Below are 19,009 nucleotides of genomic sequence, written 5' to 3'. Positions count from 1 at the left end.
ATGCAAAGTTTATTCGTAGGGGCTGGGATACTGTTGGCCAACGCTTCTATTTTCCTGTTTCAGGATTGGTTTGGAGGAGGAGAGGAAATTTCTGGTGAAGTACCCAAATGGTTATACTACTCTTTCTTTATAGGTTCTTTTCTGTCTATAGCTACCATCCTGTGGTCGGTGTTAAAGACTCCGGAGATTCCTCCTTCAGACGAAGAATTGGCCGAAATCAACAGCCACAGGCAAATGTCTTTTTCAGCCCGGTTTAAATTGCCCTTCAAAGAGATCGCAGAAGCAGTAAAAGAGATGCCTAATTTTATGTGGCGACTCTCGGCGGTGTATCTTTTTCAATGGTATGCCCTGTTTATCTACTGGCAATTCATCACTCCGCTCTTCAGGGCCACGATGGGCTTTGACACTTCCCAGGCAGCTGCTCAGGCGGCTAAAATGAGCACTACCTACAACGTGGTGACCACAGTGGTGGCCTTAATCCTGGTTCCGTTGACCATGAGATTCGGGGGGAAGAAGATATACGCCATAAGCCTCCTCGGAACGGCGGTTGCCCTTTTCTCCATCCCAACTATCACAGATCCCGTATATGTGCTCTACCCCATGGTGTTTTTCGGCATAGGATGGGCAGCGATGATGGGAATCCCCTATAGCATGGTATCCAAAATTGTACCTCAGGAACGAAGAGGGGTATACATGGGGATCCTCAACATGATGATCGTGATCCCGATGGGGATACAGACCCTTACCTTTGGTCCCATCTTTAAAAATTTTCTAGGTGCAAACTCTGTGAATGCCATGTTTTTTGCCGGGACTTTCTTTGTAATAGCGGCTCTTCTCGCAACCCGACTGAGGGTCACTAAAGAGTACCAGTAAATCAGACATCGCTATAATTTTCCGAATACCCACTGCGGTGTCTTCAATTTAAATGACAAGGGTTTGAACGGTTTATTTTAAGGGGAAATACCCTTACATTTGCGAAAGACATTTACCATATGGGCAAAGATAAAAAGAGACGGGAAGCCCTTATTTACCATGCGAAACCCACGCCCGGTAAGATCAAGGTCGTCCCGACAAAACCATACGCCACACAGAGAGACCTGGCCCTGGCCTATTCCCCCGGGGTAGCGGAACCCTGTCTGGAAATAGCTAAGGATGTTGAAAATGTATACAAGTACACCGCCAAGGGAAACCTGGTAGCCGTGATCTCCAATGGCACGGCAGTGCTGGGGTTAGGAGATATTGGCCCTGAGGCTTCCAAACCCGTTATGGAAGGGAAATCCCTCCTGTTCAAGATCTTTGCGGATATCGATGGGATCGATATTGAAGTGGACACCAAGGACATCGATAAGTTCATCGAAACGGTCAAGGCTATTGCCCCCACCTTCGGGGGTATCAACCTGGAAGACATCAAGGCCCCCGAAGCCTTTGAAATTGAACGCCGGCTTAAGGAAGAACTCGATATACCCGTGATGCACGACGATCAGCACGGTACCGCGATCATTTCTGCGGCTGCTCTGCTCAATGCCCTCGAGCTGGCCAAAAAGAAGATAGAAGATGTGCGGATCGTGATAAGCGGTGCAGGTGCTGCCGCGATCTCCTGTACCAAACTATACAAGGCCCTGGGAGCCAAGGCCAGTAATATCATCATGTTAGACAGCAAGGGGGTCATCCGCAGGGACAGGGAAAACCTCTCTGAAGAGAAATTGGAGTTCTCCACGGAGCGCGACTTCCACGATCTCAAGGATTCCCTAAAAGATGCGGATGTGTTTATCGGACTTTCCATCGCCGATATCATGACTCCGGCCATGTTGAAATCCATGGCCGAGAATCCCATTGTTTTTGCCATGGCGAACCCGGATCCCGAGATCAAATACAGCCTTGCCGTAAAGACCCGGAAGGACGTGATCATGGCCACGGGAAGGTCGGACCATCCCAACCAGGTGAACAATGTGCTGGGCTTTCCCTTTATCTTTCGCGGGGCTCTCGACGTCAGGGCGACTAAGATCAATGAGGAGATGAAGATGGCCGCGGTAAAAGCCCTGGCCAAACTGGCCAAACAACCCGTCCCCGAACAGGTGAATATTGCCTATGGAGAGACCCGCCTTACTTTCGGACGTGATTATATCATCCCCAAACCCTTTGATCCCCGACTGATCTCAGAGATCCCCCCGGCCGTAGCCAAAGCTGCGATCGAGAGCGGGGTTGCGAAAATGCCCATCACAGACTGGGAGAAATACAGGGAGGATTTACTGCAACGCTCGGGGGATGACAACAAAGTCATGCGCCTCCTGATGAGTCGAGCCAAAAGCAACCCTAAACGAATTGTCTTTGCCGAGGCAGATCAGCTGGATGTTCTGAAAGCCGCACAGATCGCTTACGAAGAAGGGATCGCCACGCCCATTTTGCTGGGGAATACAGAGGTCATCAAGGAACTTAAAAAGGAACTGGAGTTCGATGCGGAGGTACCCATCATCGATCAGTACGGACAGAATTCCTACGAAAAACGCATGCATTATGCTCAGAAGTACTGGGAGGCCAGAAGGAGGAACGGGGCGACCCTTTACAGTGCAAAAAGCCGGATGAGGGAACGGAATTACTTCGGTTCCATGATGGTCCTGGAAGGAGATGCAGATGGTATGATCTCCGGGTATTCCCGATCCTATGCCACCTCCATCAAGCCTGTTTTTGAGGTGATAGGAAGGGCCTCTAATGTTTCGAAAGCCGCGACGGTCCATATCATGATCACCAGCAGGGGACCGATGTTCCTGGCCGATACCTCCATCAATATAGACCCTACCGCCGAAGAACTCGCGGAGATCGCCATCATGACAGCCAACCTGGCAAATGCTTTTGGTTTTGACCCGGTAATGGCACTGCTGTCCTACTCCAATTTCGGATCCTCCAACCATCCCCATTCCAGAAAGGTAAAAGAGGCGGTCAGGATCCTTCATGAGACCCATCCTGAACTTGTGGTAGACGGTGAGATCCAGACGGATTTTGCCCTCAACCGCGAGTTGCACGAAAGTCAGTTCCCTTTTTCAAAGCTGGCCGGAAAGAAGGTAAACACCCTTATCTTCCCAAACCTGGAAGCGGCTAATATCACTTACAAACTCCTCAAGGAACTAAACGCTGCCGATACCATCGGGCCGATCATGCTCGGATTGAAACGACCGGTACACATCCTCCAGCTGGGAGCCAGCGTGGAGGAAATGGTCAACATGACGGCCGTGGCCGTGATCGATGCCCAGGAAAGGGAGAAGCGAAGGAATGCGAAGAAAAAACAAAACAGGAAATGAGGTCAGAGCCCTCCTGCCTCAAGGAATAAACTATGATTACACACCTTCAGGGAAGACTTGTAGAAAAATACCCCACTCACGTAGTCATAGACTGCCAGGGCGTTGGGTATTTTGTGAACATTTCCTTGAACACCTTTTCCCAGTTGCCCGAGGGGGAGCATATCCGGCTGCTCACTCACCTGCAGGTGAAGGAGGATTCCCATACCCTTTTCGGCTTCATGGAAGCTTCTGAACGGGAGCTGTTCCGTTTGCTGATATCGGTTTCGGGAATAGGGACCAGCATTGCGAGGACCATGCTTTCTTCCATGGATCCCCGACAGATCATGGACGCCATTGTCCAGGGAAATGTACCCGTGATCCAGGGTATCAAGGGAATAGGTGCAAAGACCGCACAGAGGGTGATCCTGGACCTCAAGGACAAGATTTTAAAAATTCACGATCAGGACGAAGTTTACTCAAATTCAAACAATACAAAGAAAGATGAAGCGTTATCTGCTTTAGAGGTTCTTGGCTTTCCTAGAAAGCAGGCCGAAAAGGCAGTGGACAAAGTGATCAGCCAGGATGCTTCGCTTAGCGTAGAGAACATTATCAAACATGCGCTGAAAAATTTGTAAAAAGTTTGAAAACAGGGGCAAAGACTTTTCTTAAATTTTCATTTAAGCTTTTTTTCCTATCCTTCATTTTCCTTTGGGCGGGAACTGCCACGTCCCAGGAAACCGATGAACCGGCTGCCGATTCCGTTCAGACCGGGGTGGCCCTGGGGAAGATAAAGATGCCCAACCCCAAGAGCATTGTTTCCAAGTATACTTACGATCCCCAGCTAGATCGTTACATCTACACCGAGACCATAGGCGATTACGACATCGGCTATCCGGTGATCCTCACCCCCGCCCAGTATCTCGAGCTGGTGCGCAGGGAGAGTATGAAAAGCTATTTTAAGGACAAGATCGACGCCTTTACCGGAAAAAAAGAGGGCAGCGAGGAAGCCCGGCGCAACCTCCTCCCGAATTTTTATGTGAACAGCAATTTTTTCGAGTCCGTGTTCGGGGGAAATACGATAGAGGTGATCCCTCAGGGTTCCGTAGCCATGGACCTGGGTGTGATCTGGCAAAAGAATGACAACCCGGCCCTCTCTCCCAGGAACAGGACCAATCTTTCCTTCGATTTTGACCAGCGCATCAGCCTCAGCATGCTCGGCAAGGTGGGAGAACGCCTTCAGGTTACCGCTAATTACGATACGGAAGCTACCTTCGACTTTCAAAACCTAGTAAAACTGGATTACACCCCGACTGAGGATGATATCATCCAAAAGATCGAAGTGGGAAATGTCAACATGCCCCTGAACAGTTCCCTGATCACAGGCGCCCAGAGCCTGTTCGGGGTGAAAACCCAGTTGCAGTTTGGTAAGACCACGGTCACCGCGGTCTTTTCCGAGCAGCGTTCACAGAACAATACCGTAGTGGCTCAGGGAGGAGGAACGGTAAATGAATTTGAACTGACCGCCCTGGACTACGACGAAGACCGCCATTTCTTTCTCGCCCAGTACTTCAGAGACCAGTATGACCAGGCCCTGGCCAACTACCCGTTTATCCGCAGCCAGGTACAGATCACCCGCCTCGAGGTATGGGTGACCAACCGCAGTCAGCAAACCCTCAACGTCCGAAACGTCGTGGCCTTGCAGGACCTGGGGGAGGCCCTGGACGAGAAGACCCGGATCGGCAGACTCAATGGGGAACCTGCAGGCTTCTTCAATGTCTCGGCTACCAACCCGGAACTGCCCAGGAACGGTGCAAACGATTTCGACCCGGCTTTGATCGGGAGCGGGGGAGTCCTGACCAGGGATATTCGGGACATCGCGACCGTAGATAGTGGTTTTAATATTTCTACCGGCTACCAGATCAACCAGGGGTTTGATTACGCTATCCTGGAAAATGCGCGTAAGCTGGAACCCACCAGGGACTACCAGTTCAATTCCCAGCTGGGATACATTTCCCTGAACCAGCGCCTCAGCAATGACGAGGTCCTGGCGGTTGCCTTTCAGTACACCTTCAACGGGGAGGTCTACCAGGTCGGTGAATTCGCTAATGGCGGACTCGATGCGACCACTGTGTCTGGGGGCGTAACTCCGGAGATCACCAATAACACCCTGGTCCTGAAACTGCTCAAGAGCAATATCACCAATGTCAGCGATCCTATCTGGGACCTGATGATGAAGAATATTTACGCCACCGGCGCCTTCCAGTTGAGCGAGGAGGATTTTAAGCTGAATATCCTCTATTCTGACCCCACGCCCAGGAACTACATTACGCCTGTCGACCCCAATGCCGGCTGGCCTGATGCGCCCAAACCCCTGGAGGACCGCATCCTGCTGGATGTCTTTAATCTGGATCGCCTGAATGTGTACCGGGATGTGCAACCCGGCGGGGATGGATTCTTCGACTTTGTCCCCGGGATCACGGTCAACACTCAGGGAGGGCAGATCATCTTTACCAAGGTAGAACCATTCGGGGAGTACTTATTCAACCTGCTGGGAGGAGGAACCTATGATGTGGAAAATGACCAGGGATACAATGTGAACCAGCAGAAATACGTCTTTCGGAACATGTATGCCAATACAAAGGCAGCTTCCCTACAGGATGCGGAGAAGAACCGATTCCGGCTTAAAGGGCGTTATAAATCAGAGGGCAGCAACGGTATTCCTATTGGGGCTTTTAATGTGCCCAGAGGTTCTGTCCGGGTCACGGCCGGAGGAAGGCAATTGCAGGAAGGTATTGATTACACAGTGAATTACCAGGCCGGGACAGTACAGATCCTGGATCCAAGCCTACAGAATTCAGATACTCCCATCAACATCTCGGTGGAGAACAACGCAGTATTTGGCCAGCAGACACGTCGTTTTACGGGGGTGAACATAGAGCACCAGTTCAATGAGAAATTTGTCCTGGGAGGGACTCTCCTAAACCTGAATGAGCGACCCCTCACTCAAAAATCAAATTTCGGGATAGAGCCTGTAAACAATACCATCTTTGGTCTCAATGGAAATTTCTCGACAGAAGTTCCCTTCCTGACCCGCCTGGTCAATAAATTACCCAATATTGACACAGATGTACCTTCGAATATCTCCCTGAGGAGCGAGGTGGCCTATCTCATCCCGAATTCGCCTAAAAATGCTGATTTCAGGGGGGAGACTACCACGTATCTCGACGACTTTGAAGGGGCGCAGGCACTGATCGACATACGGGGTTCCCTGGGATGGACCCTGGCCAGTACGCCCCTGGAATTTTTGGACGAAGGGGAAACAGGCCTGGAGACCGGATACGAGAGAGCAAAGATGGCCTGGTACACCATAGACCCCATTTTCTTTACGAACCAGAGACCCCCGGGAATCTCGGACAACGACCTCTCTACCAATGAAACCCGGAGAGTGTTCATAGACGAGGTCTTCCCCCAGATCGACATCGCACAGGGGCAGACCACTGTACAGAATACACTGGATATAGCTTACTACCCCAACCAGAAGGGGCCTTACAATGCCAACCCCAATTTTGCCGGGGAGCAACCTACCGAGAAGTGGGCGGGGATCATGCGCTCCCTTAGCAGTACCAACTTCGAACAGTCGAATGTGGAATTCGTACAGTTCTGGGTCATGGACCCCTATGTGGATGGGATAGCCACCGGCCCGGGCGAACTGGTCATCAACCTGGGGAATATTTCGGAAGACATCCTCACCGACGGACGCAAGCAATATGAGAATGGCCTGCCCGGGGTAAACAGCAATGACTTGACGGCCAGCACCATCTGGGGCAGGGTCCCGGCGACCCAGTCACTCGTCTATGCCTTTGATGCCAACGAGACCAACAGGGCGCTCCAGGACCTCGGTTTTGACGGTCTTGACGATGCCCAGGAAGCGGCCCAGGGTTACAACGGGCCCGCCGAAGACCCTGCCCTCGATAACTACCAGTACTATCTCAACAGGGAAGGGGGCATTCTGGAGCGATATTTCGACTTCAATAACCCCCATGGCAACTCGCCGGTAGCAGTCAGCAATACGAACAGGGGATCTACTACCCTCCCGGACGTGGAGGATATCGACCGCGACCTGACGATGAATACGATCAACAGCTATTACGAGTACCGAATTCAGATAAAACCGAACACCACGGTCAACGATCTCTATGTCACAGACATTAAGGAAGGAGTTACTCCCAACCTGCCCAATGGTTCCCAACTGAACAGGCGGTGGATACAATACAAGATCCCCTTAAGTGATTTTACGAATGCCGTAGGCGGGATCTCCGATTTCAGGTCGATCAGCTTCATGCGGATGTACCTTACCGGCTTTACCGATAACGTGGTCCTGCGTTTTGCGACCCTGGACCTGGTGCGGGGCGATTGGAGGAATTACCTGAAAAGCCTTCAGACCAACGGAGACGATCCATCGGATGACGGTACGTTTGTAGATGTGAATACGGTCAACATCGAAGAGAACAATTCCCGTATCCCTATCCCCTATGTCCTGCCCCCTGGCGTCTTCAGGGAACAGTTGAACAACAACAATACCATCATCCGCCAGAACGAACAGTCGCTTTCCTTCCTGCTGGAAAACCTGGAACCTGAAGATTCCCGGGGAGTGTTCAAGAACGTAAATATGGACCTGAGGCAATATGAGCGCTTGAAAATGTTCATGCATGCCGAAAAGATCCTGGATTCGGACTACCTCGATGACGATGTTCCCCTCGTGGGCTTTTTGAGGATAGGTACGGATTTTTCTGAAAACTTTTACCAGATAGAGGTGCCCCTGCAATTCACACCTTTTGGTGCTTCCCAGGCAGAGGATATCTGGCCCGCCATCAACGAGCTCGACATTGCCCTTGACGACCTGAAGAAGGTAAAATCCCAGGGCATCGCCGATCAGACCCTGGGAGATATTAGCTATTACGAGATCATCGGTGGAACCGTGGTGCCCGTGACAGAATTTGCACCGAGAACCCCGGGACAGATCCGGATCGGGATCAGAGGTAATCCTTCCCTGGGAAGTATCCGAAGCATGATGGTGGGCGTGAAGAACATAGACAATGTACCTGCCCGGGGAGAGGTGTGGTTCAATGAACTCCGTCTGGCCGGACTGGACAACCAGGGCGGATGGGCAGCTATCGCCGCCTTTGATGGAAATATTGCCGATTTTGCCAATGTTTCCGCAACGGGAAGCAAAAGTACCTCGGGCTTTGGGGCGATAGACCAGATGCCCAACGAGAGGGCCAGGGAAGATGCGATTTCCTATGACGTGGTGACCAACGTAGAACTGGGTCAGCTCCTTCCGAAGAAATGGAACCTCCAGATCCCTTTTAATTATGGGATATCCGAGCAATTGATCACCCCTGAATTCGACCCGGTCTATGACGATCTCAAGCTCGAAGACCGGATTGCTGCAGCCAATACAGCTCAGGAAGCCGAGGAGATCCGGGAGCAGGCAGAGGATTACACCAAACGGACGAGCATCAACTTTATCGGTGTCAGGAAAAACAGAGGGGAGGAGGCCGAGGCGAATTTCTTCGATGTGGAGAACTTTACCTTTAACTATTCCTACAACGAAACCGAACATCGGGACTTTGAAGTGGCCAGCCTGAGGGATCAGAATGTGAGGGCCGGCTTTGTCTACAACCACAATTTCAGACCTGCAACCGTGGCCCCCTTCGCCAAGAAGGATTCGCTCTTTACGGGGAACTACTGGAAATGGCTCAAGGACCTCAACTTCAATCTGTTGCCCACGAGTATTTCCCTCCAATCAGATGTCAACAGGCAATTCAATCAGCAGCGTTTCAGGGATGTGCTCGAGCCAGGCGTAGAACGGCTCGAACTGCCCGTTTTGCAGCAGAGGAATTACCTGTTCAACTGGCAGTACGCCCTTAATTACAGCATCACCAGATCGCTCAGACTCAACCTCACAGCGTCTAATAACAACATCGTGAGGAATTATTTTGAGGAGGAAGGGAATCCCAATTCCCTGATCGATCAGCAGCTCAACATCTGGGACGGTTTCTTTGACATAGGGGAACCCAACCGCCATGCACAACAGATGCAGCTGAATTACGAGTTGCCCCTGAACAAGGTCCCTATCCTTGATTTTATCAATGCCCAGTACACCTATACCAGTAACTTCGACTGGCAGAGAGGGGGAGATGCCATCAGGGAAGTGACCGGAGAGGATATCAACACCGTTCAGAATGCCAATACGCATAACCTGACCGCCACCTTGAACATGCAGCGGTTTTACGACAAGATCGGACTCAAAAAGGAGACGGGAAAGACGTCTGTCACTGCTGTTAGGAGAGACAAGGCAGGCAACCTGCCCACGGGGGCACAGGCTGCATCCGCACCTAAGAAGACCAGCGGACTTTGGAATACGGCTGTGGATATTGTCACCATGGTAAAAAGACTGAACGTCAATTACAACGAAAACAACGGACAGGTCCTGCCGGGATATACTCAGTCCATCGGGTTTATCGGGACCACAAGGCCTTCCCTGGGCTTTGTGTTCGGCAGCCAGGCAGATGTGCGTTTCGAAGCCGCCCGTAACGGCTGGTTGACCGTCTTCCCGGAATTCAATCAGCAATTCATCAAAAGGACCAATAAACAATTAAATGTGACGGCCACCGCCCAGCCCGTTCAGGACCTCACCATTGACCTGGTGGCAGACAGGCAGTTCTCGAGCAGCCTGCAGGAAAATTTTAAAGTGCAGGACGGGGAGTACATCATACAGACCCCGAATACATTCGGAAACTTCAGTATCTCCACCATGATGCTGGGCACCTTTTTCTCTAAGAGCGATGAGTTCACTTCTGACAATTTTGAGACCTTTAAGGAGAACAGAATCGTCATTGCTAACCGAATTCTTTCTGACCGGAGCGGGGCCGACGAAGGTCTGGACGCAGACGGTTTCCCTCTCCGCTATGGGAAGACGAGCCAGGATGTCCTTTTGCCCGCCTTTTTTGCCGCCTATACAGGTCAGGACGTGAACAGGGTGAACCTCGATGCCTTCAGGGATATCCCCATCCCCAACTGGAATATCAAGTACACGGGGCTGATGCGCAACAAGTGGTTTAAGAAAAAGTTCAAGAGGTTCTCACTCAGCCATGGGTACAGGGCTGCTTACAGCATCAACAGTTTCCAGACCAACCTCGAACGGCAGAACGGGAGAATTGACCCCGAGACCCAGGACCTCCTCCCCGAGAACATCATCAACAACGTGGTCATGACAGATCAGTTCAATCCCCTGATGCGCGTCGACTTCGAAATGAAGAACTCCCTCAGCGTGGTGGCTGAGGTCAGGGCAGACAGGGCCCTGTCACTGAGTTTTGACAACAACCTGCTCACTGAGATCAACGGGAAGGAATACACCGTGGGACTGGGATACCGTTTCAAGGATGTCACCTTCGTGACCAATATTGGGGGAGAGAAACAAAGGCTTAAAGGAGATCTCAACCTCAAGGCAGACGTGAGCCTCAGGGACAACATCACCATCATCAGAAACCTGGACCTGGACAATAACCAGATCACCTCGGGTCAGAATTTATTGTCCATCAAATTCACAGCGGATTACGCCCTGACCAAGAGTCTGAATGCCCTCTTCTTCTACGACCATTCCTTTTCCCAGTTCGCTGTCTCCACAGCCTTTCCACAGACCACTATCAACACGGGCTTCACCCTGCGCTACAACTTCGGAAATTAAGGGGTTTTGTTTTTTGAAAACCAAGACAGAATCCGTTACATTTGCCTGCACAATTAATTTTCAGAAGATGAACATACCATCCGATTTGAAGTATACCAAGGATCATGAGTGGGTCCGGATTGAGGGGGATACCGCAACGGTAGGCATTACAGATTTTGCACAGAGTGAACTGGGCGACATCGTGTATGTGGAAGTGGAGACCCTGGATGAAACCCTTGATAAGGAAGAGGTATTCGGGACTGTGGAAGCCGTTAAGACAGTGTCTGATCTTTTCCTGCCTTTGAGCGGGGAGATCATCGCCTTTAACGAAGTTCTTGAGGATGAGCCTGAAAAGGTGAATACAGATCCCTACGGAGAAGGATGGATGATCAAGATCAAATTCAGTGATGCAGCCGAGATCGAAGAATTATTGAGCGATTCGGCTTACAAGGAGCTTGTGGGTGCCTAAGCGGAACCTCTTCGGTATTGCCTTTGTCTCCTGGATGGTGTTCATCACAGTTCTCAGCCTTGTTTCCTTTGATGACGATACCTCCCTGGATCTGGAAATCCCGTATTTCGATAAGATCGTACATTTTACCTTTTACTTTATAGCGGGTGCACTGGGGAGCCTTTTCTTACATTCCCTTCAAAGAGGGGCGAAAGCAGATAGCAGACGGCTTCTGAAATTCTTGCTCGGACTCATTGGGTATGGTATACTTATTGAGGTATTACAAGATAGTGTAACGACCTACAGGAGTGCCGAACTCCTGGATATCCTGGCGAATTCTGTCGGGGCGATCATCGGAATACTGTTTATCCGGACAGTGAACAGGAAAGGAGCCGTAGCGAATTGAAAAAAATTACGGTTTTTATAAATTAATGGTTAAATTAGCGAACCTGTAAATTTCAAAATATGGAACTGAAAAAGAATCCAAAAGCCGATTTAAGAAAGAACAGCGGACTCTATTTTGTCCTCGGGCTGGCTGTAGTGATGCTTTTGGTCTTCATTGCCTTTGAGTGGAAGACCTATGACAAGGCAGCGGACTACGATATCTCCCTGAATGTGGAGGACATGCTGGACGAGGAAGTTCCTATGACGGAACAGATCAAAACCCCTCCGCCACCACCGCCACCTGCGGCACCTGAGGTAATCGAGGTTGTGGAAGACGAGGAAGAAGTGGAAGAGACCATCATCGAGTCTACCGAGACCAGTCAGGAAGAAGAGATCATCGAAGTAGAGGACGTAGCCGTTGAAGAAGATGACATCGATGTAGATGTTCCCTTTGCGGTCATCGAAGACGTACCTGTGTTCCCCGGCTGTGAAGGAGCCAGTGATAAGAGGGCTTGTTTCAACGAGATGATGCAGAAGCACATCATCAAGAATTTCCGCTATCCCGAGATCGCCCAGGAGATGGGAGTACAGGGAAGGGTGAACGTGATGTTTACCATCCAGAAGGACGGTACCATCGGTAATATCCGCTACAGAGGTCCGGATAAGAACTTAGAGGCTGAGGCTCTCAGGATCATCGAAAAGCTTCCGAGGATGACTCCCGGCAAGCAAAGAGGAAGACCGGTAAGGGTGCCCTTCAGTATCCCGATCGTGTTTAAGCTTCAGTAAAAGAAAAGCATATTCAATTGAGAAAACCCTGACGACAGTCGGGGTTTTTTGTTTAATCCATCATCGTTTGGCACCTTTTAAAGACTCGAAATGCGCAGTGTGCTAACCAAATGAAATAGGGTATAAAGCCTTTGATCGGCAGGATTTTATGCTGAATCCTAAAGATAGTATAAAGCCCTTCATTTCGTTGCAAAAATATACCGCGGACCGTATCTTTGCAGCCTTATTAACATGTGGATGAAGTCGGCAGCAGGCACGGTAACCTCATATTCCTGGATATTGAATTTTTCTGACTTTAAGGAGATCACCAAAGCAAGGCTGGCCTTGAGTGTGGTCTTTTCCTCAATTGCCGGATATTTCCTCGGAGCTTATGAGATCGAGTGGACCTCTGTGGCTCTCCTGGCCGTGGGAGGCTATTGCATGGTCGGCGCCTCCAACGCGTATAACCAGGTCATTGAGAAAGACCTGGATGCGCGGATGTCCAGAACGAGAAACCGGCCGGTGCCCTCAGGACGCATGTCGACCCAAACGGCACTGACCATTGCCGTGACCATGACTATCCTGGGTGTGATCATCCTGTATATCCTGAACCCGAAGACGGCCATGTTCGGGGCCATCTCCATTTTTCTCTATACCAGCGTGTATACGCCTCTCAAGACCGTAACCCCACTGGCCGTATTTGTAGGCGCGATCCCCGGGGCGATTCCGTTTATGCTGGGATGGGTGGCGGCTACCAATGATTTCGGGATCGAACCCGGTACCTTGTTCATGATACAGTTCTTCTGGCAATTCCCCCATTTCTGGGCCCTGGCCTGGATGCTGGATGATGACTACAGGAAAGCCGGCTTTCGCTTGCTGCCTACGGGGGAAAAAGACAAGGGTACTGCGGTGCAGATCATCATGTACACGGTCTGGATGATCATCATCTCTGTGATCCCCTATTTCGGGATCACCGGACGCCTGCAACTCTCTCTGGCAGGAGGCATTGTCATCCTGCTTATGGGTCTTGCCATGCTGGGTTTTGCATTCCGCCTCTTCGAGAAAAGGGACAATGCCTCTGCAAGGAAACTCATGCTCGCAAGCGTCTCCTACATAAGTCTTATGCAACTGGTATACGTAGCTGATAAATTGATATCGTAATATGGATCTGACACAAGGAACACAAAAGCAGAAGAACGAAAGAGCCAGAAAAATGATGCTTTGGTTCGGGATCATCAGCCTTCTGATGGGATTCGCCGGGTGGACCAGTGCTTTTATCGTGAGCAGTTCCCGGGAAGACTGGCTGACCGACTTTAGCCTGCCCGCCGCTTTTTATTACAGTACGGCTGTGATCATACTCAGCAGTCTTACTTATATTCTCGCTCGTAAGTCCGTAAAAAAAGAGGACCAGAAGTCGGCCACCGCCTGGCTGGTGGGCACCCTGGTACTGGGGATTGTTTTTATCGTACTGCAATTTGCAGGTTTCAGCGAGATCATCGCACAGGGATATTATTTTACGGGCCCGACCAGCAACATCACCATGTCCTATATTTTCCTGATCGCTGCCGTGCACATCCTGCACGTGGTGGCCGGGATCATTTCTCTCCTGGTGGTCTTGTACCAGCAAATGAAAGGCAAGTACCACCCGGACGATATGCTGGGGATAGATCTGGGGGCTACATTCTGGCACTTCCTCGACCTATTATGGGTATACCTGGTACTCTTTTTCTATTTCTTTTAAATGAGGAAAAAAAAACACTCCCATTGCCATGGGATTCGCTTTTCTTTCCTGTAAAAAAATGTATTTTTGCTAAACTTATCTTAACAAGATCAATTTTATATGGATACGACGATCTCTACGGGAGCTGAAGAAGAAAGTGTATGGGGTGGTGGTAACCGTCCTTTGGGGGCGAGTTACGGTAAACTCATGATGTGGTTCTTTATCGTTTCTGACGCCCTTACCTTTTCGGGTTTCCTGGCTTCCTATGGTTTTTCCAGATTCAAGTTCATTGAGACCTGGCCTATAGCCGATGAGGTTTTCACCCACGTACCGTTCATACACGGGAATTTCCCCATGTATTACGTGGCCTTTATGACCTTTATCCTCATTATGTCTTCCGTGACGATGGTACTGGCTGTAGATGCGGGCCACAGGATGATAAAGAGCAAGGTGATCCTCTATATGTTCCTCACCATCATAGGCGGGGCGATATTCGTAGGCTCACAGGCATGGGAATGGGCTACTTTTATCAAAGGAGATTACGGAGCCCTTGAGACCAAGGGAGGGCGTATCCTCCAGTTTGTTCAGGCCGATACGGGGCAGCGCGCGGCTCTGGCCGACTTTGCGCAGGTGATCCCTTCAGAAAGGGAAACCCTTCAAAGGAACGACGGGGTATGGTTCTCCAGTGAATCTTCCCTGCCGAGTTATTCCCTGGAAGAAGTAAAACAGGGATTTTTATCCAATCCCAATATCCTCATCCGCACAGAGACGTTGAACGCCGAAGGGGAGAAGACCTTGCTGACCCGGGAAGAATCCCTGGCCAAGATCAAGGATGCCCAACTCGTAGTGGAGGGTGCCAACCTGATCCGAAATGAATACGGCAGCCGGCTCTTTGCAGACTTTTTCTTCTTTATCACTGGCTTCCACGGGTTCCACGTGTTCTCCGGGGTTGTGATCAACGTGATCATCTTCTTCAATATCATCCTGGGCACTTATGAGCGCAGGGGGCATTACGAGATGGTGGAGAAGGTAGGTTTGTACTGGCACTTTGTAGACCTTGTCTGGGTATTCGTATTTACCTTCTTTTACCTCGTTTAAACCATTAAAATACCAGAATAAAAAGCTTTTCGCATGGCACACGAACATAAACTAGCAATCTTCAGGGGAACACTGAAATTCAAGTCGAACACCCAAAAGATATGGGGTGTCTTGATCTTCCTTTCCGTGGTAACGACGGTTGAGGTGGCCCTGGGGATTACCAAACCGGAAGTGCTCACATCCAATACTCTCATCGGGATGAAGTTGCTCAACTGGATCTTTATCATCCTCACCCTGGTCAAGGCCTATTACATCGCCTGGGATTTCATGCACCTGAGGGATGAGAAGAGTTCTTTGAGAAGGGCGATCGTATGGACCCCGATCTTCCTGGTAAGCTACCTGATCTTTATCCTCCTTTTCGAGGCTGACTATATCTATAATGTCTTTAAGGACGGGTACATACAATGGAACTTCTAACATTGAATTAACAACTTAAAAAGACGGTATCACAACCGTCTTTTTTATTTTTGTAGGGCTTTAGAAGCGTTATGAAAAAGACCTTTGTCCTTCTTGTCCTGTTTGTACTTCCCCTGGTGGCCTATCTCTTTTTTGCTTCAGGGGTAAATAATTTTGGCCGCCTTCCCACCCTGACCGAAAAAGTATCCGATTTGGATGCCCTTGATACGGAAGTGAGGTTGCAGGACAAGATCACCATTCTGGGTTTCCTGGGGAGGGATGCTTCTCTGAGGAAAGGCAATGCGTTCAACCTCAACCAGAAGATTTACAAGCGCTTTTATGAATTCAATGATTTCCAGATGGTGATGGTTATGCCGATGGGGACAGAGGAGATAGCGGAGGAGATCAACAAGGAACTCAGTAACCTTACGAACACGTCTAATTGGAATTTCGTCTTTGCTGAGGACAGGGCGATTGAAGAACTTTTCGCCTCCCTGAAGACGGACCTGCAGCTCGATGAAGGCCTGGGAACTCCCTATGTCTTTATCATAGACAAGGACAGGAACCTCAGGGGGAGGAAAGACGATGAGGACGAAGGGACCAAATACGGGTTTAATACTACTTCTGTGGCGGAGCTGAACAACAAGATGGAGGACGACGTGAAGATCATCCTGGCCGAATATCGTCTCGCCCTTAAAAAGAACAACGCACAAAGGAAGAAGGGATGAAAAACAAGTACACTTACGTCTGGGTCTCCCTCGTGATTCTGGTCTTCGGTATCATTTTCATCCCGAGGATCATAGACCGGTTGACATCGGGAAGTGTAGTGGAGAACACACGAATGAACGTGGCTCAGGGTTCGGACAGGCCCCTGGAGTATATCACCCTGAACAAGAAAAAACGGCGTGTCCCTGAATTCAGTTTTCTCAACCAGGACAGCCTCCTGATCTCGAATGAAGATTACAAAGGCAAGGTCTACGTGGTGGAATTTTTCTTTACCACCTGCCCCACCATCTGCCCGATCATGAATCAGAACCTGGTGGAGATACAGGACGAATTCCGGGAATTCGAAAACTTCGGTATCGCCTCCTTTACCATCAATCCGGAGTACGACACTCCCATGGTTCTCAAAGCCTATGCGGAGAAGTATGGGATTACAGATATGGACTGGAACTTGCTGACCGGCAGCCAGGAGGAAGTGATGAAACTGGCCAATGAGGGCTTTAACATCTTCGCGGCAAATGACCCAAATGTCCCCGGCGGATTCGAGCATTCAGGTCTTTTTGCGCTGGTGGATAAAAATGGGTATATCCGATCCCGAAAAGACCCCTATGGCAATCCCATAGTGTATTACAGGGGAACGATCACGGAGACCCAGGGAGAGAATTTCGAAGGAGAACAGGAACAGATCAGTATTTTAAAAGAGGATATAAAAAAATTATTGCTAGAGTAACATGAGTACAATGACATTATCAGAAAAACAGGTAAACAGGGGAATCACGGTAATCTCAATCCTTATCCCCATCGTAGTTGCTGTATTGTTTGGTGTAAGACTGCCTGATGTGGAACCCCTGAATTTCCTGCCCCCCATTTATGCCGGTATCAATGGACTTACGGCAGTCCTCCTCCTTTTGGCAGTATGGGCTATTAAGAACGGGAAGCGGCAATTGCACCAGCGACTCATGACCACCTGTATAGCCTTATCCCTGGTTTTTTTAGTGATGTACGTGGCCTATCATATGACCTCTGACAGTACACCCTTTGGAGGGGAAGGCTGGATAAAATACCTGTACTATTTTATCCTGATCTCCCATATCCTGCTTTCCATAGCGATCATTCCGCTGGTCCTTCATACTTATGCCAGGGCCTACATGAAAAATTTTGAAAAGCACAGAAAACTGGCCAGGATCACGTTCCCCGTGTGGTTGTACGTAGCCGTTACCGGGGTTATTGTATATTTGATGATCTCCCCCTATTATACCTGATGACCGTTTGAACCCATGAGATTGCTCCTAAAAAATCCCCTTAAGACTCTGCCTGTCTTTCTTCTGCTGGCAGCTCTGGCATTTCCGGGAACCGCTGAGGCCCAGTGTGCCATGTGCCGGGCAGTGCTGGAGAGCGAAGGAAATACTTCGGTAGCCGAGGGCATCAACAATGGGATAGTATACCTGATGGCCATACCCTATATCCTGATCGGAGCCCTGTTTTTCTTTATCTATCGGAAGATAAGGTCCTGATCTCCTCTGAATTTTAACATTCATTTAGTGTAACTTCTTGTAACAAATCGGACCTTGGAGAGTCTCTTTAATATCCCGGGATTCCTAACACTAACCCAATGTTCGATCTGGAGAGATGGCAAGAGATCTTCGATACCATCCGTAAAAACAAACTGCGCACCTTTCTCACCGGCGTTTCCGTGGCCTCGGGGATCTTTATTCTTGTGATCCTGCTCGGCTTCGGCCAGGGCATGCAAAATGGGATCAGCTATGAATTTGAACAGGATGCGACGACCATAGTAGAGGTCTGGCCCGGGGTAACCTCAAAGGAGTACAAAGGGCTGAATCCCGGGCGCAGTATACAGCTTCGCAATGACAATTACGAGACCGCTAATTCCCTTTTCGGGGAGGAGATCGAATATAAATCGCCCCTGATCTTTGTCAGGAATGTCAGTGTAAACTATGGCAAAGAAGCCCTGGTGTATGGTGTAAGAGGGATCTCCTATGACTATACTTTTATAGACAATGCCCGCCTGCACGAGGGTCGGTTCCTGAATTACCAGGACATCATTTCTACCGGGAAGGTAGCCCTGATCGGCAAGAAGATCAAGGACGATGTATTCCAGGATGTCGAGTCGCCTTTAGGGGAGTTCATCAATATTTCCGGTGTCCTTTTTAAGATTGTAGGGGTTTTTGATGAGCGGGAAGAACGGGAAGAGGAGAGGATCTATATCCCGGTTACCACCGCACAAAAAGTGTTCAATGGCGGAGACAGGATCAGCAATATTTCCTATACTCTCCCGAAGGTTGAAAATTTTGACCAGGCCGTAGCACAGGCCGTCACCTTTAAGGAAAATCTCCGGTCCTATCTTCAACAGGCCCACACGGTGGCCCCCGATGATACCAGTGCCATACAGGTCTGGAGTGCTCTTGAGGAGGCCAAACGCTATTTCAGCCTTATCGGCAATATCAAGTTCT

General features: G+C 49.8%; 16 protein-coding genes. All 16 read left to right on the top strand.

Annotated elements, in window-relative coordinates; all coding sequences use genetic code 11:
- A partial coding sequence (locus ABYP73_RS03665) for an MFS transporter (protein WP_372973472.1) occupies positions 1-873 on the top strand: 873 nt, incomplete at its 5' end.
- Between the two features lie 119 nt (positions 874-992).
- The gene (locus ABYP73_RS03660; RefSeq protein ID WP_372944973.1) at positions 993-3,296 is read left to right on the top strand and encodes an NADP-dependent malic enzyme; all 2,304 of its coding nucleotides are present in this window, start codon (positions 993-995) and stop codon (positions 3,294-3,296) included.
- A 32-nt stretch (positions 3,297-3,328) separates the two neighbouring features.
- Positions 3,329-3,910 carry a Holliday junction branch migration protein RuvA gene (gene ruvA, locus ABYP73_RS03655; RefSeq protein WP_372944974.1) on the top strand — a complete coding sequence of 194 codons (582 nt, stop codon included), beginning with the start codon at positions 3,329-3,331 and terminating at the stop codon, positions 3,908-3,910.
- A gap of 5 nt (positions 3,911-3,915) precedes the next feature.
- Positions 3,916-11,025, top strand: coding sequence for a cell surface protein SprA (gene sprA, locus ABYP73_RS03650; protein ID WP_372973471.1), 7,110 nt, complete (start codon positions 3,916-3,918; stop codon positions 11,023-11,025).
- A 67-nt stretch (positions 11,026-11,092) separates the two neighbouring features.
- The gene (gene gcvH / locus ABYP73_RS03645) at positions 11,093-11,473 is read left to right on the top strand and encodes a glycine cleavage system protein GcvH (RefSeq protein WP_372945195.1); all 381 of its coding nucleotides are present in this window, start codon (positions 11,093-11,095) and stop codon (positions 11,471-11,473) included.
- Positions 11,466-11,858, top strand: coding sequence for a VanZ family protein (locus ABYP73_RS03640; RefSeq protein WP_372973470.1), 393 nt, complete (start codon positions 11,466-11,468; stop codon positions 11,856-11,858). Before gcvH ends, ABYP73_RS03640 begins: the two co-directional genes overlap by 8 nt.
- A gap of 59 nt (positions 11,859-11,917) precedes the next feature.
- Positions 11,918-12,622, top strand: a complete 705-nt coding sequence (locus tag ABYP73_RS03635; protein WP_372945193.1) for an energy transducer TonB — start codon at positions 11,918-11,920, stop codon at positions 12,620-12,622.
- 237 nt (positions 12,623-12,859) lie between these two features.
- Positions 12,860-13,762: a heme o synthase gene (gene cyoE / locus ABYP73_RS03630; RefSeq protein ID WP_372973469.1), complete on the top strand. Its 903-nt coding sequence runs from the start codon at positions 12,860-12,862 to the stop codon at positions 13,760-13,762.
- 1 nt (position 13,763) lies between these two features.
- Positions 13,764-14,342, top strand: a complete 579-nt coding sequence (locus ABYP73_RS03625; RefSeq protein ID WP_372945191.1) for a heme-copper oxidase subunit III — start codon at positions 13,764-13,766, stop codon at positions 14,340-14,342.
- Positions 14,343-14,441: 99 nt separating this feature from the next.
- Positions 14,442-15,419, top strand: a complete 978-nt coding sequence (locus ABYP73_RS03620; RefSeq protein ID WP_372945190.1) for a cytochrome c oxidase subunit 3 — start codon at positions 14,442-14,444, stop codon at positions 15,417-15,419.
- A gap of 33 nt (positions 15,420-15,452) precedes the next feature.
- Positions 15,453-15,836, top strand: a complete 384-nt coding sequence (locus tag ABYP73_RS03615) for a cytochrome C oxidase subunit IV family protein (protein ID WP_372945189.1) — start codon at positions 15,453-15,455, stop codon at positions 15,834-15,836.
- Between the two features lie 71 nt (positions 15,837-15,907).
- A complete protein-coding gene (locus ABYP73_RS03610; protein WP_372945188.1) occupies positions 15,908-16,543 on the top strand; it encodes a hypothetical protein in 636 nt (211 codons plus the stop codon).
- Positions 16,540-17,268 (top strand): SCO family protein, encoded by a 729-nt coding sequence (locus ABYP73_RS03605; protein WP_372945187.1) that lies wholly within the window; start codon positions 16,540-16,542, stop codon positions 17,266-17,268. The genes ABYP73_RS03610 and ABYP73_RS03605 overlap by 4 nt, the downstream gene beginning before the upstream one ends.
- 1 nt (position 17,269) lies before the next feature.
- The gene (locus ABYP73_RS03600) at positions 17,270-17,800 is read left to right on the top strand and encodes a DUF420 domain-containing protein (protein ID WP_372945186.1); all 531 of its coding nucleotides are present in this window, start codon (positions 17,270-17,272) and stop codon (positions 17,798-17,800) included.
- A gap of 15 nt (positions 17,801-17,815) precedes the next feature.
- The gene (locus ABYP73_RS03595; protein ID WP_372945185.1) at positions 17,816-18,052 is read left to right on the top strand and encodes a hypothetical protein; all 237 of its coding nucleotides are present in this window, start codon (positions 17,816-17,818) and stop codon (positions 18,050-18,052) included.
- Between the two features lie 98 nt (positions 18,053-18,150).
- Positions 18,151-19,009 (top strand): ABC transporter permease (locus ABYP73_RS03590; RefSeq protein WP_372973468.1); only part of this gene is annotated, 859 nt, incomplete at its 3' end.

It is taken from the genome of Muriicola sp. (assembly GCF_041567615.1).
In the GTDB taxonomy this organism is placed as follows: Bacteria; Bacteroidota; Bacteroidia; order Flavobacteriales; family Flavobacteriaceae; genus Muriicola.
The sequence above is the reverse complement of the archived record's forward strand: the minus strand, read 5'-3'. Positions and strand labels throughout refer to the sequence as shown.